Source organism: Sphingobacterium sp. WM (assembly GCF_029542465.1).
Lineage (GTDB): Bacteria > Bacteroidota > Bacteroidia > Sphingobacteriales > Sphingobacteriaceae > Sphingobacterium > Sphingobacterium cellulitidis.
This window is the reverse complement of record NZ_CP120709.1, coordinates 1,933,878-1,956,375: the sequence shown is the minus strand read 5'-3', so window position 1 is coordinate 1,956,375 and position 22,498 is coordinate 1,933,878. Positions and strand designations below refer to the sequence as shown.

General features: G+C 35.4%; 21 protein-coding genes. 10 read left to right on the top strand and 11 right to left on the bottom strand.

Annotated features, from left to right (window positions below):
• Positions 1 to 12 precede the first annotated feature (12 nt).
• The 3 genes from PZ892_RS08310 to PZ892_RS08300 all read left to right on the top strand — a co-directional run bounded on the left by PZ892_RS08310 (position 13) and on the right by PZ892_RS08300 (position 2,538).
• Positions 13 to 333 carry a DUF4870 domain-containing protein gene (locus PZ892_RS08310; protein WP_094257958.1) on the top strand — a complete coding sequence of 107 codons (321 nt, stop codon included), beginning with the start codon at positions 13 to 15 and terminating at the stop codon, positions 331 to 333.
• A 61-nt stretch (positions 334 to 394) separates the two neighbouring features.
• Positions 395 to 1,348 (top strand): DUF3829 domain-containing protein, encoded by a 954-nt coding sequence (locus PZ892_RS08305; RefSeq protein WP_277712757.1) that lies wholly within the window; start codon positions 395 to 397, stop codon positions 1,346 to 1,348.
• 26 nt (positions 1,349 to 1,374) lie between these two features.
• Positions 1,375 to 2,538, top strand: a complete 1,164-nt coding sequence (locus PZ892_RS08300) for a hypothetical protein (protein ID WP_277712756.1) — start codon at positions 1,375 to 1,377, stop codon at positions 2,536 to 2,538.
• 92 nt (positions 2,539 to 2,630) lie between these two features.
• On the opposite strand, the gene PZ892_RS08295 is transcribed toward PZ892_RS08300, so the two are convergent.
• Positions 2,631 to 3,239 (bottom strand): dienelactone hydrolase family protein, encoded by a 609-nt coding sequence (locus PZ892_RS08295; protein ID WP_277712755.1) that lies wholly within the window; start codon positions 3,237 to 3,239, stop codon positions 2,631 to 2,633.
• Positions 3,240 to 3,255: 16 nt separating this feature from the next.
• Complete coding sequence (locus tag PZ892_RS08290) at positions 3,256 to 4,191, bottom strand: ring-cleaving dioxygenase (protein WP_277712754.1); 936 nt, start codon at positions 4,189 to 4,191, stop codon at positions 3,256 to 3,258.
• A 180-nt stretch (positions 4,192 to 4,371) separates the two neighbouring features.
• Here PZ892_RS08290 and PZ892_RS08285 point away from each other — a divergent pair, with 180 nt between their 5' ends.
• Together PZ892_RS08285 and PZ892_RS08280 are read left to right on the top strand one after the other, a co-directional pair.
• Complete coding sequence (locus PZ892_RS08285; RefSeq protein WP_277712753.1) at positions 4,372 to 5,634, top strand: FAD/NAD(P)-binding oxidoreductase; 1,263 nt, start codon at positions 4,372 to 4,374, stop codon at positions 5,632 to 5,634.
• 259 nt (positions 5,635 to 5,893) lie between these two features.
• Positions 5,894 to 7,744 (top strand): sugar-binding domain-containing protein, encoded by a 1,851-nt coding sequence (locus PZ892_RS08280; protein ID WP_277712752.1) that lies wholly within the window; start codon positions 5,894 to 5,896, stop codon positions 7,742 to 7,744.
• Between the two features lie 53 nt (positions 7,745 to 7,797).
• On the opposite strand, the gene PZ892_RS08275 is transcribed toward PZ892_RS08280, so the two are convergent.
• Entirely contained in the window at positions 7,798 to 8,865 is a 1,068-nt protein-coding gene (locus PZ892_RS08275; RefSeq protein ID WP_277712751.1) for a hypothetical protein, read from the bottom strand.
• A gap of 306 nt (positions 8,866 to 9,171) precedes the next feature.
• Here PZ892_RS08275 and PZ892_RS08270 point away from each other — a divergent pair, with 306 nt between their 5' ends.
• On the top strand, positions 9,172 to 9,627 hold the full coding sequence (locus PZ892_RS08270; RefSeq protein ID WP_277712750.1) for a hypothetical protein: 456 nt from the start codon (positions 9,172 to 9,174) through the stop codon (positions 9,625 to 9,627).
• Here the strand turns inward: PZ892_RS08270 and PZ892_RS08265 are convergent.
• Positions 9,595 to 11,100: a TPM domain-containing protein gene (locus tag PZ892_RS08265; protein ID WP_277712749.1), complete on the bottom strand. Its 1,506-nt coding sequence runs from the start codon at positions 11,098 to 11,100 to the stop codon at positions 9,595 to 9,597. The two genes, PZ892_RS08270 and PZ892_RS08265, sit on opposite strands and share 33 nt — an antisense overlap.
• Positions 11,101 to 11,325: 225 nt before the next feature.
• On the opposite strand from PZ892_RS08265, the gene PZ892_RS08260 reads away from it, so the two are divergent.
• On the top strand, positions 11,326 to 11,886 hold the full coding sequence (locus PZ892_RS08260) for a DUF4230 domain-containing protein (protein WP_094257968.1): 561 nt from the start codon (positions 11,326 to 11,328) through the stop codon (positions 11,884 to 11,886).
• A 4-nt stretch (positions 11,887 to 11,890) separates the two neighbouring features.
• The gene (locus PZ892_RS08255) at positions 11,891 to 12,496 is read left to right on the top strand and encodes a class I SAM-dependent methyltransferase (protein ID WP_277712748.1); all 606 of its coding nucleotides are present in this window, start codon (positions 11,891 to 11,893) and stop codon (positions 12,494 to 12,496) included.
• Here PZ892_RS08255 and PZ892_RS08250 read toward each other — a convergent pair.
• Positions 12,488 to 13,699: an MFS transporter gene (locus PZ892_RS08250; protein ID WP_094257970.1), complete on the bottom strand. Its 1,212-nt coding sequence runs from the start codon at positions 13,697 to 13,699 to the stop codon at positions 12,488 to 12,490. The genes PZ892_RS08255 and PZ892_RS08250 overlap by 9 nt on opposite strands.
• Before the next feature lie 177 nt (positions 13,700 to 13,876).
• Positions 13,877 to 14,632: a LuxR C-terminal-related transcriptional regulator gene (locus PZ892_RS08245; protein WP_277712747.1), complete on the bottom strand. Its 756-nt coding sequence runs from the start codon at positions 14,630 to 14,632 to the stop codon at positions 13,877 to 13,879.
• Positions 14,633 to 14,738: 106 nt separating this feature from the next.
• Here PZ892_RS08245 and PZ892_RS08240 point away from each other — a divergent pair, with 106 nt between their 5' ends.
• Positions 14,739 to 15,812, top strand: coding sequence for a hypothetical protein (locus PZ892_RS08240; RefSeq protein WP_277712746.1), 1,074 nt, complete (start codon positions 14,739 to 14,741; stop codon positions 15,810 to 15,812).
• A 343-nt stretch (positions 15,813 to 16,155) separates the two neighbouring features.
• Positions 16,156 to 17,490: a formylglycine-generating enzyme family protein gene (locus tag PZ892_RS08235; protein WP_277712745.1), complete on the top strand. Its 1,335-nt coding sequence runs from the start codon at positions 16,156 to 16,158 to the stop codon at positions 17,488 to 17,490.
• A 223-nt stretch (positions 17,491 to 17,713) separates the two neighbouring features.
• Here PZ892_RS08235 and PZ892_RS08230 read toward each other — a convergent pair whose 3' ends face one another.
• From PZ892_RS08230 to PZ892_RS08210, 5 genes are all read right to left on the bottom strand, one after another.
• Positions 17,714 to 18,118 (bottom strand): hypothetical protein, encoded by a 405-nt coding sequence (locus PZ892_RS08230; RefSeq protein ID WP_277712744.1) that lies wholly within the window; start codon positions 18,116 to 18,118, stop codon positions 17,714 to 17,716.
• Between the two features lie 199 nt (positions 18,119 to 18,317).
• The gene (locus PZ892_RS08225; protein WP_277712743.1) at positions 18,318 to 19,259 is read right to left on the bottom strand and encodes a DUF5106 domain-containing protein; all 942 of its coding nucleotides are present in this window, start codon (positions 19,257 to 19,259) and stop codon (positions 18,318 to 18,320) included.
• 132 nt (positions 19,260 to 19,391) lie between these two features.
• On the bottom strand, positions 19,392 to 20,081 hold the full coding sequence (locus tag PZ892_RS08220) for a hypothetical protein (RefSeq protein WP_277712742.1): 690 nt from the start codon (positions 20,079 to 20,081) through the stop codon (positions 19,392 to 19,394).
• Between the two features lie 533 nt (positions 20,082 to 20,614).
• The gene (locus PZ892_RS08215) at positions 20,615 to 22,246 is read right to left on the bottom strand and encodes a hypothetical protein (RefSeq protein WP_277712741.1); all 1,632 of its coding nucleotides are present in this window, start codon (positions 22,244 to 22,246) and stop codon (positions 20,615 to 20,617) included.
• Between the two features lie 18 nt (positions 22,247 to 22,264).
• Positions 22,265 to 22,447 (bottom strand): hypothetical protein, encoded by a 183-nt coding sequence (locus PZ892_RS08210; RefSeq protein ID WP_094257978.1) that lies wholly within the window; start codon positions 22,445 to 22,447, stop codon positions 22,265 to 22,267.
• Between the last annotated feature and the right edge of the window lie 51 nt (positions 22,448 to 22,498).

Sequence of the window (22,498 nt, the reverse complement as noted above, 5' to 3'; positions counted from 1 at the left end):
AAATAAAATATTATGAACAACAAAACCTTATCTATCGTCGCTTACATCACATTAATTGGTTGGTTAATTGCTTATTTCTCAGGCAAAGAGAAAGCAGATGACTTCTTGAAATATCACTTGAAACAAGGATTGGCCATTTTCGTCTTCGGATTATTATTGGGTATCGTCCTAAATATCTTAATGATGCTAACTGGCATTTACGCCTTGGGATATATTGGTCTGATCAATATTGTGTTAATGATTATTGGAATGATTAATGCGTCCAATGGGGTAATGAAACCACTTCCAATTATTGGCAAATGGGCTGAGACAAAATTTCCATTTTTAGCATAACATGATTTATTCATAAAAAAAACTATACAAAACAAGATATACACTTAATAAACAAAACATTATGAAAATCAACAGCATTCTAATAGGCAGTTTACTAACTGTTTCCCTCATGGTAAGTTGTAATAATTCAGGGTCCAAAACTGGAGAGTCTGAAAGCTCAGGTGGAGGACTATTTAGCAACAAAGATGATGACAAGAAAGAAGCCAATGAGATCATAGCGTTTAACAATTCTATTGTTAAAGTGAATAACACTCAAGGATCAGCCATCCGAACATTTGTCAGTAATTTCGATCAATTTGAGCAATATGTAAAAGAGAGCAATGAGAATTCAAGTCAAATCGTTCGCATTGCTCCAATAATGGTCTTTCCTCCAATTGTCCATGATTTAAAGGGAATTGTTTATCCTGATGGATTGAGCAAAGATTTTAAACCCTTGGTAGATCAGCTTTCAAGCAGCTTTGATGCGATCAAGGAAATTCACAAAGAAGTTAGTGCCTATAAGTCGGCAGAAGATTGGAAAGAGGATAAAGGCAAGAAGCTCGTAGAGTTTCGGGAAAAAGCAACTGCGGAAATCAATAAGAATCAAGACGCTGCAGCACAGATATTTGCCAAATTAAAACCATTAGCAGATAAGGCTGAAGAAACCATATTAGAAGGAAATCCATTGAAGAGTCAATTCATTCGTTCCAAGAGGTTACTTGATTTAGTTCAAGAAACTACCGTAATGGCTTATGAAGCTGAAGATTTAAATAAGCTGAAATCAGATTTCAAAAAGAGCTATTCTGAAATTGAAAAGGATTATAACGATAACAAGAGCGATGAATTGCCTAAGGACTATCAATCGAAGGCAAGAACTTTCGGCATGTATAATGATGCAATCAATGAGTATTTAGGTAAAATGAGGATTGTTCAGCGAGAATTGGATGCTGGAACGGACATTTCAGAGACTGCAATTACAAGTTTGGATAATGCATCTCAGAATGCATTGAGGAGTTATAATTCCTTTGTTGATTAATTTGAAAAATCTAATAGCTTAATAATATGCAGAATTCAGGCAGGAAAATTAAAAGTATAATTATATGGACTTTATTATCCAGCATCGCTGTACTAGCCGGTTGTTCAGATACGGCTAATAAGAAAAAAGAATTTAGCTGGGATAGCGAAGTGGCTAGTATGACTGGAAAGGACCTGAAAGAATGGTTACGGAAGGCTCCATTTCAAAATGAATTGAAGGCCGAAGGGGATAACAAGATTTTATTTACAAATGCTGAACAGGTATTTCCATTTATTGGTAAATATTACAATAGCGTAGAGCTACAACGAATCAATAGTGGCAACCCTCAGCAAGATCATATTTATCAAACTGAATCGATACTTTTTCAGGATCCAAAATGGGGCGATCTATTTGTGAATGGGGTTTTACTATATAGTAATGATGAGTTATTCTTGAACAATGGTGAGGTTTCTATGGGGGATCCACTTTTTGAAGGAAAGGATGCAGTTTTCAACACTTATCATTCGGATTTGAGCGAAACCCAGGTGCACTCAAAAACCGATAATTCTAAAAATGCTTTGTATTGGGGATATGCGTCCAATAGGAGTTTTCTTTTGGCCTTTTATCAGAAGGCGAATCTAGCTTTTGAAGCTGTAATACCATTGATCAACAATGACAGCTTAGGAACATTAAATAAGCTAAAAGAATTGGAACAAGTTATGGGGCTTAAGATTCCGGAATGGGCAAATGCAACGGTTGATCAAATTGCGGCACCTTCTGGTTCTGAAACCTTTTGGAATGATCCATTTTTAGGAATATTTATGGTAAAGCAATTTATGCCTTCGGTTTTTTTGAACATGCGATATACTGACTTCAAGGAGCAACCGAGTCCGGAAGATTCGTATACCTTTAAAGCGATGAATGGTTCGGCTGAAGCTGATTTTAAAATCGCATTGGTTCCTAATAGTCTGGATAAAGAAAGTTTTGAAAAACAGCATAAAGACCTTCCGCATTACGAATATTTCTATCAGAAGACCTATTATCAGGAAGAGCAGCAAGGAGATAGAACTGTAGGGAAAGCTTACTGTTTCTATACGAAAGATAAATCTTTGGAAATCAATTTTAGTTACCCTAGTCAAGATGAGAAATTAAAAAGTCAAGTACATATGATTTTAAAATACTTGAAGGTTAACACGACCATGGTCTACTAAAGAAGAAAATAATTGTATAGTATAGTTTATTAAGTGGAAAACCCCTAAGGTCGATGACCGAAGGGGTTTTTTATTAAAAATAGAGAATAGACTTATTTAAAGATGGTTTCATTAACGATTTGGATTTCATCCTGGGAGATGGTATGACCCATATTCGGATAAATCTTTTCGTTGACTACCGCGCCAAGTTTTTCCATAAGTTTACTACTTTCTTGTACTCTTTCTACTGGCACATGGAAATCGGGATCACTTGTACCAATAAAGACTTTTGTTCCTTCAAAATCACCGCTGTAATTTTCAAGATTGAGCTCCTCACCTATCAATCCTCCTGTGAAGGCAATAATACCACCATATTTCATGGCATTTCTAGTGCTATATTCCAAGGTTAAGCAAGCACCTTGAGAGAATCCTAGGATATAAATGTTGTCCGTTGTAATTCCTTTAGATTTTGCGAGATCCACAGCTTGTTGGATTAATTCCAATGCTATATCCAACTTAGGTTGGTTTGAGGACACTGTAGCAATAAAAGAATTCGGATACCAAGTATTTTGATCAGCTTCAGGTCCGATCAGCAAATAATCCTGAACGTTTAGATACTCTGATAAACCCATAATATCTCTGGCAGATCCACCTCTACCATGAATCATGATTAATGCTTTGCTGGGATTTTCAGTATTCCCAGCTTGATATATATTTGCCATTTTAAACTCCTTTCAGTTATTTTAATATTGGTAATACATTTTCAATTGCAGCACGTTGGCTTTCATATTGTCTAGGTAATTTTAATGAGTTACCCAATTCTGCTAGTGGTTCATCCACATCAAAACCTGGATTTTCAGTAGCAATTTCGAATAATACGCCTCCTGGTTCACGGAAATATAAGGAGTGGAAGTAATCTCTATCAATTTGAGGGGTAATTTGTAACCCAGCACTCATAATTTTCTCACGTAATTCCATTTGATCCACATCATCTTTCACGCGGAAGGCAATATGGTGGTTTGTACCAGCCGTATTTACACCTCTACCAACATTTTCATCCACTAGGATATCAATGTAATTAGCAGTGTCAATATTTTTGGATTTGAATCTATAGCGATTACCTTCTTGAGCGATTTGATCATAGTCCAACAAATCTGTTAATACTTTTGCTGTAGGATCCAATTCTCTTAAAGTCAATGTACTGTTATGAAAACCTTTAGTTGCAAAATCAGTAGAAACCTCATCGGTTGCCCATCCGGTTCTATTATCGATTTCTTTAGGAACCACGATGGATAAGTTCAATCCATCAGGATCTAAGAATGGGTAATAGATTTCACCAAATCTTTCTACTGGATCAGCGGTCAACACATTGTTTTTTCCTAATCTATCTTTCCAGAATTCAGCACTATTTTCAGGCACGGCATAAGCAATTTCAGTTGCCATTCCAGCACCAGTTTTACCTTTGCCAATTCCTTCCCAAGGGAAGAAAGTCAAGATGGTACCTGCATTTCCTTTTTCATCACCATAGTAAAAGTGGTAAGTTCCAGGGTCGTCAAAGTTGACAGTTTTTTTCACCATACGAAGACCAAGAACCTTGGTATAAAAATCGTAGTTACGTTGAGCCAAATTAGCGATGGCTGTTATGTGGTGTAATCCTAATACTTTATTATTCATTTTCTATTCCTTTCAATTATTACTGTTGTTAATAGTTTTTGTTTTTTGATACTACAAATATCCGCAATGCTTTGTAGCTAAACATTGATGTATGATAAGAAGTAAAAGTCTTTGGTAACATTTGTTACATTCCTTCTGATTTTTCCCACTTAACTTTAATAATAACCAAAAAATAAACTTATGGATACGCATTATAAGATCATTATAATCGGTGGTGGGACTGCGGGGATTATGACTGCTGCACAATTATTAAAGAAGGATCGGAATTTAGAAATTGCGATAATAGATCCAGCCAAGAAGCATTATTATCAACCAGCATGGACATTGGTAGGTGCTGGAGCCTATGATTTTGATAAGACTGTAAAGCCGATGAAGGAGTTGATTCCGGATGGCTGCACATGGATCAAGCAATCTGTCACGTCCTTTCTGCCGGAGCAAAATAGTATTCAATTAGATAATGGAGAGATTTTAGGTTATGATTATTTAGTAGTAGCCTGCGGATTAGTCAATGACCTAAGCTTAATTGAAGGGTTGGAAGAAGCGGTTAATAAAGGCGTGGTATGCAGTAATTATATTGACCCTAATTATACCTGGCAATGTATCCAGAATTTCAAAGGCGGGAATGCCATCTTTACTCAACCCACTACACCTATAAAATGTGGTGGAGCTCCTCAAAAGATTATGTATCTAGCTTGTGATTATTTTAAGAAGAATAATCTATCCGATAAGGCGAATGTAACTTTTGCAACACCAGGTACGGTCATATTTGGCGTCAAAGTAATTGCGGATACACTGATGAAGGTGATTGACCGCTATAACATCAATTTCAAGCCTTACTATGCGCCTGTAAAAATAGATTCCAAGAAGAAGATTGTCACGTTCAAAAACACAAATCCAAAGGATAACGAATGTGTCATTAACCAAGGGGATTCTGCAGATTCTGCAAAACCGATGGAACAATTTGTGGAGATGCATTTTGATTTACTGCATTTAGCACCACCGCAAACAGCTCCAAAATTTGTTAAGGAATCTACATTGGTAAATGAAGCTGGTTGGTTGGATGTGGATATCAATAGCATGCAGCATAAGAAATTTGCCAATATTTTTGGTTTAGGCGATGTAGCTGGACTTCCAACTGCGAAAACAGGTGCTGCAATTCGAAAACAAGCTCCTGTTGTGGTCGATAATCTGATGAAACTAATGGAGCATAAGACAGCAGATAACAAGTCTTATGAGGGCTATTCATCCTGTCCATTGGTGACAGGATATGGTAAAATGGTGCTTGCTGAATTCAATTACAAGAATGAATTCACCCCAGATCCAAAATTAAAACAAATGCTTGTCAGAGACAGTAGTAAAGAGCATTGGCGATTATGGTTATTAAAAAAATACATTCTACCCTACCTATATTGGAATAAAATGCTGAAAGGCGAGGATGTTTAATCCCAATATAGAATTCTACCTATATTTTTTTAAAATTAGCGATGTAAACTGGTCAGCAGCTTTGTTGGCCAGTTTCTTTTTTTACCCTTCCCTTTACTGCATCCATAGTTTTGCTTGTAATATTTTTAATAATTAAGGAAGAATCCGTTAAAATAATTGGGTAATTCTTAATTCATTAGAGATATAAATACTATTTTTAAGGGAATTAAGTATTGCAAAAACGATACACCTAAATCTAAAAACGAAAACAAACTAACTTATGATGAAAAGAACCATTGCTATTGCATGTTTGATTGCTGCTTCATTTTCGGAGGGGAATGCGCAGAATTGGGCTCCTGTTCGGGATAAGATCCTAAGTCCTTGGGCAGAGCAAGTTACTCCAGAGAATGCACATCGGGAATATCCGAGACCACAATTGGAGCGGAACAACAATTGGCAGAATTTGAATGGATTATGGAAATACAAGATCAGCAACAAGGATCAAAAAGAGATTCCTACCGCTTGGGATGGGGATATCCTAGTTCCATTTGCTGTAGAATCAGCCTTATCTGGGGTTGCCAAGCGGGTAACTAAAGATGATGTTTTATGGTATAACAATAAGATTAGCATTGATAAGAAACTAAATAAAGGAAAGATATTTTTAAATTTCGGGGCTGTAGATTGGGAATGTGATATTTTTGTAAACGGTCAACATGTTGGTAATCATCAAGGTGGATTTGATCCATTTAGTATTGATATCAGTAATGCCATTAAAAAAGGTAAAACTCAGGATATTGCGATTAGGGTTTGGGATCCGACTTCCGATGGTCCACAACCACGAGGCAAACAAATCAACAATCCACATGGTATCTGGTACACTCCAGTATCGGGAATTTGGCAGACCGTATGGTTGGAATCAGTTCCAGAAACCCATATTGTAAGTACCAAGCAAACTCCGGATGTAGATCAATCCGTATTGAAAATATCAACGGAGTTGGCATCTGCAAAAGCGGGAGATGAAATTCTGGTTGAGGCTTATGATAATAACAATAAAATCGCTGAAGTAAAATCTACTGCTGGCGAGGAGGCACAATTAAAGTTAAGCAATCCACAATTATGGTCTCCGAATTCACCAAAATTATATGACTTAAAAGTCAAAGTATTAAGAAAAGGTAAGGTGATTGACGAAGCGAAGTCCTATTTTGCGATGCGCAAGATCAGTGTTAAGAAGGATGGCAGCGGCATACAACGCATGTACCTGAATGATGAGTTTGTTTTTCATTACGGACCATTGGATCAAGGTTGGTGGCCAGATGGATTACATACAGCACCTTCGGATGAGGCCTTAAAGTATGATGTTGAAAAAACGAAGGAGATGGGTTTTAATATGATTAGAAAGCATATTAAAGTTGAACCAGCCCGTTGGTATAGGCATTGTGACAGCATTGGAATTATGGTTTGGCAAGATATGCCAAGCGGGGATCTTGGCGGCAATATCTGGGATATGAACCCAGGGAAGATTCGTCCGGGCAAACATGATAAGGATCGTACTCCAGAATCAGAAGCTATTTATAGAAAAGAATGGAAAGCCATCATGTCTACCTTACACAACTTTCCATCGATCGTAGTTTGGGTACCATTCAATGAGGCTTGGGGTCAGTTTAAAACGAAAGAGATTGTTGATTGGACTATTCAAAATGATCCTTCCAGATTAGTCAATGGGGCCTCAGGAGGTAACTTTGGAGCTCCAGGTCATATTTTTGATATCCATAATTACCCAGATGCTGCGATGCCGAGTCCGGAATTATTTGGGGATCAATATGTATTGGTATTAGGAGAATATGGTGGCTTAGGATTACCGGTTGAAGGTCATACCTGGCAACAAAAAGACAACTGGGGCTATCAATCCTTCAAAAATTCTGAGGAATTGAAAAATAGATATCAAGAAGTAGTCAGTGATCTAAGTAAATTAATTCCATTAGGATTGTCAGGCGGTGTTTATACGCAGACAACTGATGTTGAAATTGAGACCAATGGTTTGATGACCTATGATCGTAAAGTCATGAAAATTCCAGCCAATGAGCTTAAAGAAATTCATAGCAAGTTATATCAGAAAGACTTGGTGAAGTAAAATAATAAAGGCCGTAATAAAATACGGCCTTTACTTTTAATTATAGAAGTAGATTAATATCTAACTTTCAGAACTATATTTCCTAAATCACTCAATTCTTCCTGAGCAGTAAAATAGGCTTTTCCGCCTTTTGATATTACTTCCCAAGCGATATTGGAAACAATATCATCTACTATCCCACTCTCTTTAGAATCCTCAGCCAAATCAAAGGTTCTATCAGAGGTCATTTTAACAGGTTGTTCAAAATCTTGTTGTACGACTAAAAGATCGGCACGACCATCGATTGCAGCTTGATAAATATCTTGCAAATCAGTTAAAACCTGACCTGAAGAAACCGCTTGCTTCAATTCTCCAATTGCCTCAGTGCGCTCCTCTTTTTGCAATTCCTTAATGGATTCAAAAGCCTGCTTAGCCATTTTATCAGCTTCAGAAGCGTCATAATTCTTGTTATCGTGGGCAATATACATTTTCGGGATATCAGCAACTTCCATCAACATAGCATAATTTGGTTCTGTGGAAATCACTACGACATCCAAATCATTGCTATTATGAACCTCCACTACAGCTTTATCAATCTGATTGAAATATTCTTTCAGTCGATTTTCAACTTTGTTATTGTCGGATCCAGAAAGATCTAATGGATTAGCGTCAAATGGAAAATCATTATTGTTGATTTCCTTTTCAATACCATCATTCATCGCTTCGAATAAATGGGCTCCACCTTGGGAAATAGATAGAATCATATATTCCTTCGTTCTATTAATGGCTTTGATCAACGGTTTTACCGCAAAAGAATCATCAATAAAAACGGCTTCATTATCAACCGGCCAAGGTGATGGCACAAATTCTTCTATGTCCTTGGAAATAAAAATATGTAAACTATCCATCAAAGGAATATCAGCGATTTTTTCGGGCAACTCTTCCAGTTTTTCCAAAACTTCAGGAATGTCTCTTTTCCCATATTCATCAAGCAATCTATTTTCAGCTTCTTTGATTAGATTTTTAAGTGTAATAGCATTCTTTTCACGATCAGGAAAAGTTTTAAATGTATTGAATGAGAGTGTAATACTTGGAGATTCACTTTTTTCAGTCAACGATTGAATAATATCTTTTAATGCCATATTAATTTTATTAATAGTGTGAATTAATTTAATACTCTATTTATACAACAGGCATGAAAGGTTATGGTTTTTATATTTTTAGATTGCTTTTGAAAAAGAAAATGAAGTTGACAATAATTGTAAAAGATAGGTTTAGATAGCTAAATTTGCCGGAGCAACACGAACTATGAAAAAAAAGAAGAAGAATTTCTTTTTGCGGCATCTGGATGAGATTAAGGACACGATATTTCCAGTTGATCCGAATGACAGCCCGATGCAACGAAGGGGTAAGAAATTTGGTTGGGTAATGTTTCAAATCTTAATGACATGTGGACTATTAGCCATGCTTATCGCCGTATCCTTTGCGCATTAAAGGTTTTACTTATTGATCGGTATTTAATATTCTATGCGCTCTCTTGGATTATAATCCGATTCAGCCGTCAATCTGGATCTCCACTTCCCTATCTGAACAATTGGTTAACAGATTTTGTATTTATCCCATTGATAGCGCATGCTTCATTTTGTTTCGGTGTATTTTTATTTGGCATCAAATCCTATAAATTCCCATTAAGTCAATTATTGATTTTAGCTTTTGTGGTTTCCCTCTTTTTCGAAGTACTGAGTCCACGGATTACAGATTACAATACAGCAGATTGGGTAGATGTCCTTTGTTATTTTTCGGGAGCCTTATTTTATTTCTATATCCATCAACCATTTAATAACAAAAAGTTTATTAATAAGAAAACAGGCTTACCAGCGTCCACCGGCACCACCACCTCCTGATGAGCCACCACCAAAGCTACCCCCTCCACCTCCAGAAGAACCACCTGAGCCTGAAGAACCACTTCCTGAGCTGGAACTGCGGACAAGTTTTGGTAATATGTAAGTATCATGGACTAGCACATAATCGCAATTTTCACAGTCGTCAATTCTTTCCGCTTTTCCAGTTGAAGAATAAGTTGCTTTCTCAATGACATTTTCTTTATTCTTTTCAAGGGTATAAAAATGACATTTGGGGCATTCAAATAGCTTTTTATTGATATCCCAGGGTATTAATTTAACCTCGTTGGACTGTTTATTTGTCCAGATCTCATATTTGCGGGATTTTATTTTCTCTTCTTTCAGTTGACCTTTATTCAAATATTTATTGGTTTCAGCCTTATTGGAAGTTCTTTTAATTCTTTCCCAATTTCCGGAAGAATCTGGTGGAAGGAAACGGTTTTTGTTTTTATTCAATCGAAAGGTAATCCCTCCCATATTAAATAATGCTAATGGAGCTACAACAGAAGGCAAGAAAGCTAATCCGGCAAATTTCCTCAAGGCATTCCCTTTTTCTTGTTCATCCACATAGCCTTTACTGATTGCATCTTGGCTATCATGAATTTTCATCCAAAGGACGAGTCCCCAAAACACAAAAAGGAAATACGGAATATTCTTGACCTGATAGACTTCTTCTAAATTCTCAAATATAAAAGCAAAAATAAAAACCGAGATAAACATCAGGAGCCCCATACATCCTAATCCATAAAAGAAAGGAGCGATAGGTTTTAGTTTTTGTTTCTTAACTTTTAATCTAGAAGCTACAATATGGATATAGACGTAAAGGAGCAAAAAAAAACCGGTTACCAGAATACTGTTTTTAAAATTTGGGTTTTTCCAGCTAAAGAATGGAGTTGCCTCAGGCATTAAAGATTCAAGTTCTTTAATCGAATCAGGAGATTTTAGAATTTTAGCAATAAATTCACTTGCTAGGATTAATCCTAGGTCATAATCCTCATTCTTAAAATTAGGCACTAAGTATTTTTCTCCGACACGCTTAAGGTATGCATCAGGAAAGATTGTTTCCATTCCATAACCCGAGATAAATCGGTATTGTTTTTTTTCTTTTGCAATAAAGAGCAATAAACCATTATTGACATTCTTTTTGCCAATTTCCCATTTATTAAATAAATCGAGTGCAAATTGAAAGTCATCATCAGCTTGGTAATCATTAACAATCACAATGGTATATTCAGAACCAGTATGTTTTTCGATATCGATTGAAATACTATCGAGGATATTTACAGTTGAACCACTAATGATACCATCCGGATTACTGACGAAGAAATCCTGACCTTTTTCTTTAGGGCTTGGAACATTATCAATAGAATAAATTGTTTGAGCTTGAATCGGTAATAAGAAAAGAAAAAGAGGAACAAATATTCCGAAAAGGAATAGTTTCGAAAAGTTTTTATCTGAATTAAGTATGGAATTCATATTGTAGCGTGCTTCTTATGACTTAATTAAAATTAAGAAAAACAATCAGTTTAATAGTAGGTCTATATGTTAGAAATATATAAATCAGATAACATTTTGTCAGGTTTTTTGAGAAAAATCGAGTTGTATTGTAATTAAACGGTTACTAACCTAGTCATAATGATAGCATTACAGTTAATTGACATAAAAAATGTAGAATGGTCTATAATTTGAGAATAGCTGATTATGACAAAGTTACTAAAAGTATTAATCGTCTTAGGATTGATCATTGGGATTACTTGGTTTGTATGGGAAAGGATAAAGCCAGCGCCGAGCAAGGAGACGAATCATCAGATATTGGTAGAGAAAATAGAATCGATGGGTAAGCTTGAATTGGTAAAATATAGGTTTAGTGATGTGGTTGAACACAAGAACATGACGGCCTATTTACCGGACGCAAGTGTATTATTGATAATCAAGGCGGACGCAGTAGGTTGTATTGATTTAGCAAAATTGAAAGCTGAAGATGTCAAGGTTATTGATGATTCTGTCACCATTAGTCTTCCAAAACCGGAGATCTGTTATGTTAAAATTGACCATAAAGCATCAAAGGTTTATGATACGAAAATGGCGTTTTTTAGAGAGGCCACTTTAGTAGATGAAGCCTTTAAAGCTGCAGAGGAAGAAATCACCAATCAGGTTAAGAAGTCTGACATACTTGAACAGACAAAGAATAATGCTACCCATGTGCTCCGTCCATTACTAGAGGGCTTAGGTTACAAGAAGATAAATCTTACATTTTACTAAGAAAATGCCTTCAAAGGATAAAAATAAAGTTTATAAAACTTATGATATCATAGGTTCTGATTTCGATAAAAATAGAAGTCAGAACCTTATGGAAGAAAAATATCTTAATGAGTTTTGTTCTTTAATTCCTTCAGGAGGAAAAATTTTAGATTTAGGCTGTGGAAGCGGCAAACCAATTTATGAGTATCTCAGCGAACAAGGGTTCCAAGTTTTAGGAATTGATGGCAGTGAGAAAATGATCGAAATGGCAAAGAAGAACTTTCCAAAAGGTGAATTTCAGTTAATGGATATGCGGTCGATAAACTTTGAGCATAAATTCAATGGAATAATTGCCTGGCATAGCTTTTTCCATCTCACTAGAGAAGATCAAGCGGCCATGTTTCATAAATTTCAGCAAAGTCTTGAACCTCAAGGCATCTTAATGTTCACATCAGGTTATGAGAATTGTGAAATTTGGAGCAATAATTTCGGTGAGCAATTGTATCATTCCTCCTATTCCGCTATAGAATACCAAAAGCTATTAACTGACCATGGATTTCAAGTCCGCAAACATATCATTGAAGATCCAGAATGCGGAGGTGCTACGGTTTGGATTGCCCAGCTAAGCTAACTCTTTGAATTTCACTTTTTTCATATTTGGCAGAAAATAAGCGATAATACCTATCAAAGGTAAATAAGAACAAACTAAGTAGATTTTTTCCAAGGAAGTATGATCTGCCCAATATCCCAAGATCGCAGCTCCTACCCCTCCCATTCCGAAAGCAAAGCCGTAAAACAGTCCTGACACCATTCCTAATTTACGTGGTAAAAGTTCTTGAGCATAAACCAGAATGGATGGAAAAGCAGACGCCATAATCAAACCGATAATAAATACCAAAATCCCTGACCAGAATAAACTGGCAAAAGGTAATAACAAGGTAAATGGAGCACAACCGAGTACCGAGAACCAAATAATATATTTACGCCCAAGATAATCTCCAAGAAATCCACCAAACAGTGTTCCCAATGCGATCGCAAAAAGGAAGTAAAATAAATAAACTTGGGATTGTACATCGGAAATTCCGAATTTCTCCATCATGTAAAACTGTAAATAACTGGTGATACTCGCGATATATACATATTTCGAAAAGATTAATAGCAATAGGATCACAATTGAGAAATTGATGGTTGTGTCCGATAGATCAGGAATCTTGATTAATTTCTTGGTTTGGCCTTTAACAGCATGCAGTACTTGCTTATACCAAGTTGCGATATAAGAAAGCACGATTTGAGCAAATAATCCTATAATTAAAAACCAGAGAATATGATGCTGTCCATGCGGCAATACGAATAAAGCTAACAATAGAGGTGCTAAGGCAGAACCGGTATTTCCTCCAATTTGGAAAATGGATTGTGCCAAGCTTCTTTTTCCGCCGGAAGAAAGGAATGCTACCCTTGAAGATTCAGGATGAAAAATAGAAGAACCTATACCAACCATAATCACTGAGAACAGTATGGAGTAATAATTGTTGGAATAAGCCAGGGCAATAATTCCGATAATACTAAACATCATACCTATCAATTGGGAATAAGGCTTTGGGTGTTTATCTGTATAAGCCCCAATAACAGGCTGCAATAAAGATGATGCTAATTGGAAACAGAAAGTTATTACCCCAATTTGAGCAAATGACAGGTGGAAATTTTCTTTAAGCATGGGATATGAAGCTGGAATAATGGCTTGGATCATATCATTTGCTAAATGTGCAATAGCGATTGCGATTAATATTGGGTAAGAAGTTTTGGATTGATCGTAGGAGAAAGAATGCTTTGGCATATGCTAATAAAATCAAAAATAATTAAGCGGATTCAATTGACAAAAAGCAACAGCAGACAATAAACAAATATTGGGTGTGTTAACGACACAAATGTAAGTTTTAAAAAAATGTAAATAGAAGAAAAACAGAGAAATTATATTGAAAAGCAGGAATCATAATTTTAATATTTAAGATCTTTAAACCCATCCTTCACGTACCGCTTTCACTAAAAGCTCTTGAACATTATCACATCCTGATTTTTCTAAGATACGTTTTCGGTGATTTCTGATGGTGAAGATACTTCTGTTCATCTTTTGGGCGATGGCTTGACTAGTTAATCCTTGTACTACTAATCCTAAAATTTCTTGTTCTTTTTTGGTAAAAATATTTAGCGATTTCAAAAACTCATCCTGTTGATGAACATTGTAATAAGATGGTGCGCCTTCCATACCTATAAAAGAAAGCTTGGGGACACCTGTGATATTAAGGTGAGTTAAATCTGTAAAAACAACTAAGGTCCTTACGCCTCCCTCTGGAAAATAATAGATTGGCACAATCTGTTGTTGTACCCTTTTATAAGAACCTTCCTTTGTTTTCAAACGATAATCGTATGCAAATTTGTATTTGAAAAACAAATCATCTTCTAATCTTGAAAAGAAGCGTACCGCACTCTGCTCATAATGGTAATAATAAGGTAAATCTTCAGGGTGTAAATTATCAATCAGCAGCTGTAAACAAAAATCTTCATGGGAATATCCCAATATATTTTCTACATATTGGCTTATATATTCCATTTCTGTAGTACGGGTATTAAAAATTACATAAAAATATTCCCCAAAATGAAAAACATCCATATAACGGTTAATAAGTTCTTTTTGTGAAAGGTCAATTTGCTCGGTTACAGCCTTTGGTATTCTATCCCAAATACTGCGTAGTTTATTTATTTTATCCATAATACTTAGGTTTGAAATAACCCCAAATTGGACTATATGTAGCTATTTCAATCCTAAAATATTAAAATTAAATTTGTTAGAACCAATTATGTTAAAAAATTTAATTATGAAAACAATTCCAAAATTAGGATTGATAGTAATCTTGTTTTTATTTACAGGATTATTTAGTTCTTCTTTTGCACAATCGCACAATGTAAAAGCTTTAGGTTGTAAATATTATCAAAAAGGGCCTGATGTTGCACACAGCGCTCGAGTAAATACCTACGAAGTTTGTAACGTATGCGAGGATAAAAAAGAAAAAGAACGGATAGCCAAACTAGCCGAGGACAAACGGCGAAATGATGTACTGATAGCCAAGCAAAAAGCAGAAGCCGCAGAACGGGTGAGAAAAGAAAAAGCAGAAGCTGAAGAAAGAGAAAGAAAAGAGAAAGAACGTATAGCCTATGAAGCGGCAGAAAAATTAAGAAAAGAAGAAAGTGCTGCACGCATAAGACAAGAATCTGAGGTGGCGAAGCGAAGAGCGAATGAAATTCAAAGCCGATATAAAGAGCTTGCTAATGTGAGAGGAGTTGAAAGTGTGGAGGAAATAGAAGGGTTGGAAGCTTACAACGATAAAGAATATTTTGGGGTGAAGTATAACGGTGACTTTCTTTGGAGAAAACCCAATGACAACCTTCCAGTACAGCTCAGAAAGATAATAGGGATGAATTATTTTGTGGCCAAAAATGGTTCGAAAGAAAAACTATACGATATGTACGGAACAACTCTTTTGGTAGATGGCGAAGAATGGTTTGATAAAGTGACTTTCGACCAAGAAAAGAATATTATCAAGTTTGAAATTATTGACGAATCTTTTTATAATGTTTCAAGCAAAGGGTTATCGAGTTCCAATATTCCGTCAGCCAACTTTTATACCTCAAAAGAAGAAATATTGTCGGTACATAATCAACTTTATGAAATACAGGAAACGAAAAGAAAAAGAATAAAAGAAGAAGAGGAAAGAGAAAGAGCAGCAAAAAGTAAAAATGAAAGCTCTGATGAGCAATATATAAGAGTAACATTGGTTGTGCCTCCAACACGTGATAGAGAGTTGCAAGTAGCAAAAGGAAAACTTATAGCCACAGACCTTAGGTTAAAGATATTGGAAAAAAACAGTGGATATTTCATTCAATATTATTAATACTAAAAGCACCTAAAAACATAAAATTATGAGAACAATATTAACAACCAACTTAGCCGTTCTGCTTTCAGGAATGGTTTGGGTTAGTGCAAAGTTTTATTTACACATCTCAATATAAAACAAATGTTGCAATACCTCATTGATAAACCGTTGTTTGAAAGTTCCAAGGAAGAAATGATGGCATTGAGAGGTAGGATTTAATATGAATCTCCACAAGCTAAAGGTGATGATAAAATATTTTGAAGATTTACCAATTATTTTTTTGGGGGGAGATATAAAAATAGATTTTTCTTAGATCCTAGTAGTATTCATAAAACCATTAAACTCTTTAATTCAATCAATTATGAAATCAAAGACACTAATTATATTATTTCTGGCTATTGCCAACATGGCAATGGCTCAAAAAGAACCGATTCCTTATGAATGGTTTGAGAAGCAATCGAAAATTATTTCAGATTTGCAATACAAAGCCAATGGGCAAAACAAAAGAGTTTATGCAAAAGATAATGTTACAATTAATTATTCTGATCAATTAGCCTCTTGGTCGTGGCGACATACTGTAAATGGAATTGAGTATCTTCATATTGCCGAAGACATAGATTTTAGTAAAGTAATAGGTTTAGCTAATACGGATAACATTGTTCATGTTACTTTTGCCCATAATTCAATTACTGAGCAAATTTATGGAGGTAAAGAAAATCAACTTTTAAAATTATCCGCGCTTGATTTTTATACAAATTCTGAGACTGATTGTGCTAAAATGTTGTTTGAATTATATCATATTATTACAGAACTAAAAGTAAATAAAGGCTTAGTAACACGAACTGATATGGTAAACCAATGGAGAGATTATGAATCATTAAAACCTTATGAGTTTTATCAAAAATATCCAAAATCGATTTTGGCTTTAAAAGGTATATTGATAAAAGAAGAATTAGCCAGAAAGGAAGCTGAAATAAAAAAGCGGAAAAAAGAAGAAATGCTGAAATCAGTTGCAGCCAATATGGTACTTGTTCAAGGGGGGACATTTAATATGGGCAGTAAAAATAGAAAAGATGAAAAACCTGTACATGCTGTTACGTTAAGTACTTTTAGTATTGGAAAATACCCGGTAACTGTAGGTCAGTATAAATATTATTGCGAGGTTACTGGAAAAAAGATGCCGATATCAACACCAGACTGGGGATGGCATGATAACCATCCTATGGTTTATGTGACTTGGAATGATGCTGTTTCTTACGCAAAGTGGTTGGGTAGAGAATTAGGTGGGATATGGAGATTGTCAACCGAAGCTGAATGGGAGTATGCTGCTCGTGGAGGAAATCAAAGTAAAGGGTTTAAGTATAGCGGAAGCAACAACCTAAATGATATAGCTTGGCATAGTAGAAATTCCAGCTTTAAAACAAATCCCGTAGGAACTAAACAGCCGAATGAATTGGGACTCTATGATATGAGTGGTAATGTATTGGAATGGTGTTCTGATTGGTATAGTTCGAAATATTATGCTTCAAGTCCATCGGTCTCACCATTAGGTCCTGCTTCTGGCAATTCTTATGTACTTCGTGGAGCAAGTTGGTTTTACCATAGCGCAGGGTTCTTTAGCACAACGCATCGTTTTATTGGTAGTCCCACAGAGAGGAGTAGTTATATCGGTTTTAGAGTAGTACGCGTTGAGTAAAATAGCCGCCCCAATGAAGATAACTCTAAACTAAAAATTCTGAAAATAGAGATTATAAAGTATCTACTTTGCATTTTATTTTATGATTGTTAGCAAAGTTTTATTTGCCCTACATCAAAAAAATATCCAAAAGCTCAAAAACAGTTACAAAATGGCGCTTTCATAACTGTTTTTAAAATCCTATATGCAGGTCAATCCAGCATTGAAATAAGAGTTACCACTGCTATTCATTAGTTTTTAAAGCCGGTTTTATGTCTTCATACATGGCCATATATTTCAATGCTTCGCGAGAAGGTCCAAACACATCACCTTTCAACATCACTTGTACCGACCCGTCTTTTTGTGGGACCTCAATTACTTTTGATACTTTGACATGACTACCAACAGGGATTTCGGCTTTCAATTCAGCATTCGGCATATTGGCCTCTGCGGATAGAAAATATCCAGATTTACCTCCTTCAGAATGGGTATAATTATAATAAAATAAAGGCTGTTGAGTAATAAAGATATTGTTGGCAATATCTGCATACTTAGGATCTTTACTTACATCACCTTTTTCTCCTGAACATGCTGAAATAAGGACAATCCCTAAGAACAGCAAAATTAAATTGAAATGTTTTTTCATCATAGATTTTGTTTAAGTTATATTCTATTTCATAAAGGTGAGGAGAACTGGATTAAAGCAGAAATATTAGACAGGACAAAGCGTATACAGCCTAAAAATCAACATCTACAAATTGTCTACAATTACCGAATGGTTTGGTTTAAGCATAAAAAAAGCCATCTAAGATTATATTCTTAGATGGCTTTTTCCATTTCCTAATTATTTAAATATTCTGAAAGAATTGCATGATTTGATTTAAGTTCGAGTCTTTCAAGATTACCTTTTTATTTTCAGATAACAAGTAAATTGTTGGAGTCGCTTTTATCATATATAATCCTTTAGTTACCACGGTTTGATCGGGATCTAATCCATTAATCCAATTGGAAGGAATATTATTCTGGTAAGATTTCCAAATATCTTCATTTCCATCAGGGTAAACGGCTAGAATTTTCAAGGCACCTTTTCCAATCACCGAATTAAAGCCGGGGTTGGTATTAATTTGAGAAATGGCTTCTTCACAGCTACTACATCCGGGTTCATAAAACATCAGCAAAGTAAATGGAGCTTTGACATCATACAAAGTAGATTTTTTACCATCTGCAGTGATAAAGGAAAAATCAGTTGCCATTGTTCCAGGTTTATTTTTTCTAAGAATCGGGAGCAATGATTCATATTTTATTTTATTCTCCGGGGACAACTTTCCTGATCCAATCAAGTATTCCAAGAAGTATTCGTAATACAAGTCATTCCGCATTGGGGAATTGGGATTGGACAAATAGTTATCAAATTGGTATTTAAAAAAATCAAATACCGGAGCATCGATTTTAGCTTCATTAAATAAGCTTTCAATTCCTTCCTTCAGGGTATCTGGTTTTACAAGTGGGAAATGACCAATATAATCTACGACAGCTTGTTCCCCATAATTAGGATCAAAGACCTTTACGGTATCTCTAAAATTAAAGTCATCCCAGAAGTGGTTGAACACATAAGTAATTTTAGCTTCTTCGCCTTGAATATTCTCAGGAGCTTTTGGCGGCGTGTAAGGTCCAGCAGCATTGAGCTCGTTAATATCATTAGTACTTGAATTATCTGATTTTTTGTTCTGATCACAGGAATATGTGAGGAATAAACTAAGAAGCACACATACTGTCCATATTTTTTTCATACTCATATATAAGAATTAACTAAAATTAGTAATTAATAAAGTACCAAGGTATGATTTTAGGGATTAAAAAAAAAGAAGCCTTGATATCGGGCGAGATCAAGGCTAATTTATTAATAGTTAGTGAATCTAAGCTTATCTATTAAGGGTATATTTCACACCTACTGATGTAGATACTGCCCCTTCAAAATTTCTTCCTCCTGCTTCACCATCAAATTCGTCACCATATAAGTTACCACGAATGTCAAGTGTCAAATCAAGAGCGTCCGTCAGACGGAATGATTGCAACAGACCTAAGTTTGGACTAAACTTTACAGATCCTGGATCAGAAAGAACTGCGCCGAACCCGATACCCACATAAGGGATTAAATTGTACATGCGTTGAGGATCATAACCTAATGCATCGTTAGTCCAGTTGAACATAAAGTCAGCATGAACATTAATGTATTTAAAGTCTTGGTACTCTAAGCCCTGACCAGCGTGGAAAACTTTTCCAGTGCTGTACATTTGGGTTTGAGTTAGGCCTTTATAGTTAATACCATTTACACCTAATCTTACACCAAATTTTTCATCCAACCATTTACCAGCATACACTTCAAATTGAGGAGTAATTCTTTTTCCCACACTCAATTGTTTGTCATGGTCTCCAAAATATATTTGTGCGCCTACATTTGCACCAACAAACCAATGGTTCAAATCATAGCTTTCTTGGAAGGCTTTATTAGCCATAAAATTTGTTTTCCAAGGATCGCCTTTAACTGGTTCCTTCGCGAAACCTACCATAGCAAACATTGTTGCTAAAACTATACTACTTAACTTTTTCATTAATGTTGTTTTATGATTAAAAAGAAGAATTTATTAAATAACATTTTTATAATAAATTTTTGCTCTTCCTTTTATTATCGCTTCTGAATGTATCTGTGTTTGAGGATGATAATAACCAAAACACTTATTTTAATTATACTTGAAAATCAATAGTTAGTGTGACCTTAAATTTAATTTTCTCTCTGAACAACATTACGAATATACGTTCATTTTCATCAGGAGCAAATTTAGCGAGACCACTAATTTATACTATTAATTAAAATTAAAATATATATATTTTATATATTTTCATCACTTATTTAAAATACCTACAAAAACGAGGTTTTAAAAGAAAGAAACTTATCATTCTATGATACGAATTTACTCATAGCATTTATATTTAACGCTAAGTTTAGTTTAATATTAATATTATTTGTAAATTATCATCTACAGGTGCTTAATATTAGGGAAACGAGAAAGTTATAACCCATTAATCAGCGAATAATAAAGGGCTGTATTTGTTGACAGCCCTCCGAATTTATTATTATTATCATCTATTTTCTGACACAACGAACATTCTCAAGACCACCGACCGTTGATTGAAAACCGTGCATCCAAACAAAATCAAAGATAAATGGATTAACATTCCTAAAATCACTAAACATGTAACTTTCAACACCACCTAACAAACCTCCTAAAAATGTACCAGGGTCATCTGTCCAGAAATAAGCATTGATTCCTTGATCTGCAACAATATTTACAATAGGGGTCATAAAACCTCTTTGAATAATTCTCAGCTTATTACTTGGATAAGGAGCCGCCGTTCCAGTTGCATTGTATTCGATATAATCATTATAGATTTGTCGGCTGCTTCCTTTTAAATCAACCAAATCACTTGCTTCCGCTTCTGTTGGCATCCGCCATTTATTTAATGGGTAAACCCTTGTACAAGGATCCTGAGTATTAAGTGGACCTGGAGGAAATGGCGATTTATAATCCCAGTACTCTTCAGGACTTACCGGATAGTCATTTACACCAATAAGGTGTCTAAAACGATAGGCCTTATCTGCATAACTAAAATACAGGAGAGCCCGAGACCATCTTACCCCCTGCACAGTCAAAGCCGATTCTATCAGATCCAATGCAGAAGTCACCCTATTACCCCAAGCCAAGTTATTCATGTTCATGGAATAAGATATTGGAGTACCAAAAGTACGAGTGCTTCCTTTATCTAATTTCACTGTAAAAGTGGATACATTGACTTTCATTGGAGCAATTGCAGTTTGTGCTGCAGTATAATAATATGCTACTTTGATGGTATCTTTAGTTTCTGGACTCAATTGTTTAAAGTTCAAGTTTCCTACATTTACCGCTGTGGTGGAAATATATTGACCTGTCAACAAATCTAATGTTCCTTTTTTCACATAATCCGTACCTGCGAAAGTAGCAGTGATAGATTCAAGTCCTGCGAACATCCCTCTAGCACTAATCTCAGCACCAATTCTAGAAGTACGATGGCCAAATTGCAATAACATTGGTTTATCTACATAGCCCGTACCAGTTACTCTCACGGTTCCGCTGGCATATAACAAAGGTTTATCGATAGACGATTCCACTACTGGATTTGTCGTGCTAGTCACATCAGGGATAAAATCTTCGGTATTATAAGAATACGCATACCATTGGTAATCGATATTCTTATTTACTTCCACATGGGTTGCTACTCCAGATTCAGCATGAACAGAATTTACAAGAGCACCGTCCTTATAAAGGAGCAATCTATATTTAATCCTTGGAGCCATAGCTACTGCCTTTGATCCAGCATTAGATGCTTTGGAGGATTGACCATTTGAAACTCTTTTAGACTTTGGATCAATAGGATCATTCTGTAGTCTGACGATGGCATCAAAGGCTTCATAAGAAACATCCTTAGACTCTATTATGCCATCCGTAGATGCCGCCGACCGAGAAGTATGAGCAGCAGATGCTTTTCCATCATTTGAGTTAATTTCCACCTCATCTACAATCCCATCCACTGTAAAAGTAAGTTGGGCATCAACCTCTGGCAAAGGGTCATTTTGAATTTGCGAATCCCGATCACAACTATTGAAAAAACCAATTGAAATCACTCCAAAAACAGCAAGTTTAAAGAGTCTATTGTTCGTCAATTTTAGATTTAATTTCATTTTTAATTTTCCTAAATTCTATAAATCAATTTCTTGGTTATTTCTTGTATCTGTCCAAGGATCTATTTCAGGGGTATAATTCCCTTCGGTTCCATTACCTGGAGTGAAACAGGCAGAAGACGCAAGAATGCCATGTTCTAATTCAATTTTTTGTATCACCAGTTTAGGCGACACGTATTTTCCTAATACTTTCTTTTCCATAATATTTTCAAAAGTTTTGCGAAGAAATTTGTTAACCTCCTTTTCAACCGT

Excerpts from the sequence above, each read along its gene's own strand:
- PZ892_RS08310 (WP_094257958.1), top strand. The coding sequence starts at position 13 with ATGAACAACAAAACCTTATCTATCGTCGCTTACATCACATTAATTGGT.
- PZ892_RS08305 (WP_277712757.1), top strand. The coding sequence starts at position 395 with ATGAAAATCAACAGCATTCTAATAGGCAGTTTACTAACTGTTTCCCTC.
- PZ892_RS08300 (WP_277712756.1), top strand. The coding sequence starts at position 1,375 with ATGCAGAATTCAGGCAGGAAAATTAAAAGTATAATTATATGGACTTTA.
- PZ892_RS08295 (WP_277712755.1), bottom strand. The coding sequence starts at position 3,239 with ATGGCAAATATATATCAAGCTGGGAATACTGAAAATCCCAGCAAAGCA.
- PZ892_RS08290 (WP_277712754.1), bottom strand. The coding sequence starts at position 4,191 with ATGAATAATAAAGTATTAGGATTACACCACATAACAGCCATCGCTAAT.
- PZ892_RS08285 (WP_277712753.1), top strand. The coding sequence starts at position 4,372 with ATGGATACGCATTATAAGATCATTATAATCGGTGGTGGGACTGCGGGG.
- PZ892_RS08280 (WP_277712752.1), top strand. The coding sequence starts at position 5,894 with ATGATGAAAAGAACCATTGCTATTGCATGTTTGATTGCTGCTTCATTT.
- PZ892_RS08275 (WP_277712751.1), bottom strand. The coding sequence starts at position 8,865 with ATGGCATTAAAAGATATTATTCAATCGTTGACTGAAAAAAGTGAATCT.
- PZ892_RS08270 (WP_277712750.1), top strand. The coding sequence starts at position 9,172 with ATGTGGACTATTAGCCATGCTTATCGCCGTATCCTTTGCGCATTAAAG.
- PZ892_RS08265 (WP_277712749.1), bottom strand. The coding sequence starts at position 11,100 with ATGAATTCCATACTTAATTCAGATAAAAACTTTTCGAAACTATTCCTT.
- PZ892_RS08260 (WP_094257968.1), top strand. The coding sequence starts at position 11,326 with ATGACAAAGTTACTAAAAGTATTAATCGTCTTAGGATTGATCATTGGG.
- PZ892_RS08255 (WP_277712748.1), top strand. The coding sequence starts at position 11,891 with ATGCCTTCAAAGGATAAAAATAAAGTTTATAAAACTTATGATATCATA.
- PZ892_RS08250 (WP_094257970.1), bottom strand. The coding sequence starts at position 13,699 with ATGCCAAAGCATTCTTTCTCCTACGATCAATCCAAAACTTCTTACCCA.
- PZ892_RS08245 (WP_277712747.1), bottom strand. The coding sequence starts at position 14,632 with ATGGATAAAATAAATAAACTACGCAGTATTTGGGATAGAATACCAAAG.
- PZ892_RS08240 (WP_277712746.1), top strand. The coding sequence starts at position 14,739 with ATGAAAACAATTCCAAAATTAGGATTGATAGTAATCTTGTTTTTATTT.
- PZ892_RS08235 (WP_277712745.1), top strand. The coding sequence starts at position 16,156 with ATGAAATCAAAGACACTAATTATATTATTTCTGGCTATTGCCAACATG.
- PZ892_RS08230 (WP_277712744.1), bottom strand. The coding sequence starts at position 18,118 with ATGATGAAAAAACATTTCAATTTAATTTTGCTGTTCTTAGGGATTGTC.
- PZ892_RS08225 (WP_277712743.1), bottom strand. The coding sequence starts at position 19,259 with ATGAAAAAAATATGGACAGTATGTGTGCTTCTTAGTTTATTCCTCACA.
- PZ892_RS08220 (WP_277712742.1), bottom strand. The coding sequence starts at position 20,081 with ATGAAAAAGTTAAGTAGTATAGTTTTAGCAACAATGTTTGCTATGGTA.
- PZ892_RS08215 (WP_277712741.1), bottom strand. The coding sequence starts at position 22,246 with ATGAAATTAAATCTAAAATTGACGAACAATAGACTCTTTAAACTTGCT.
- PZ892_RS08210 (WP_094257978.1), bottom strand. The coding sequence starts at position 22,447 with ATGGAAAAGAAAGTATTAGGAAAATACGTGTCGCCTAAACTGGTGATA.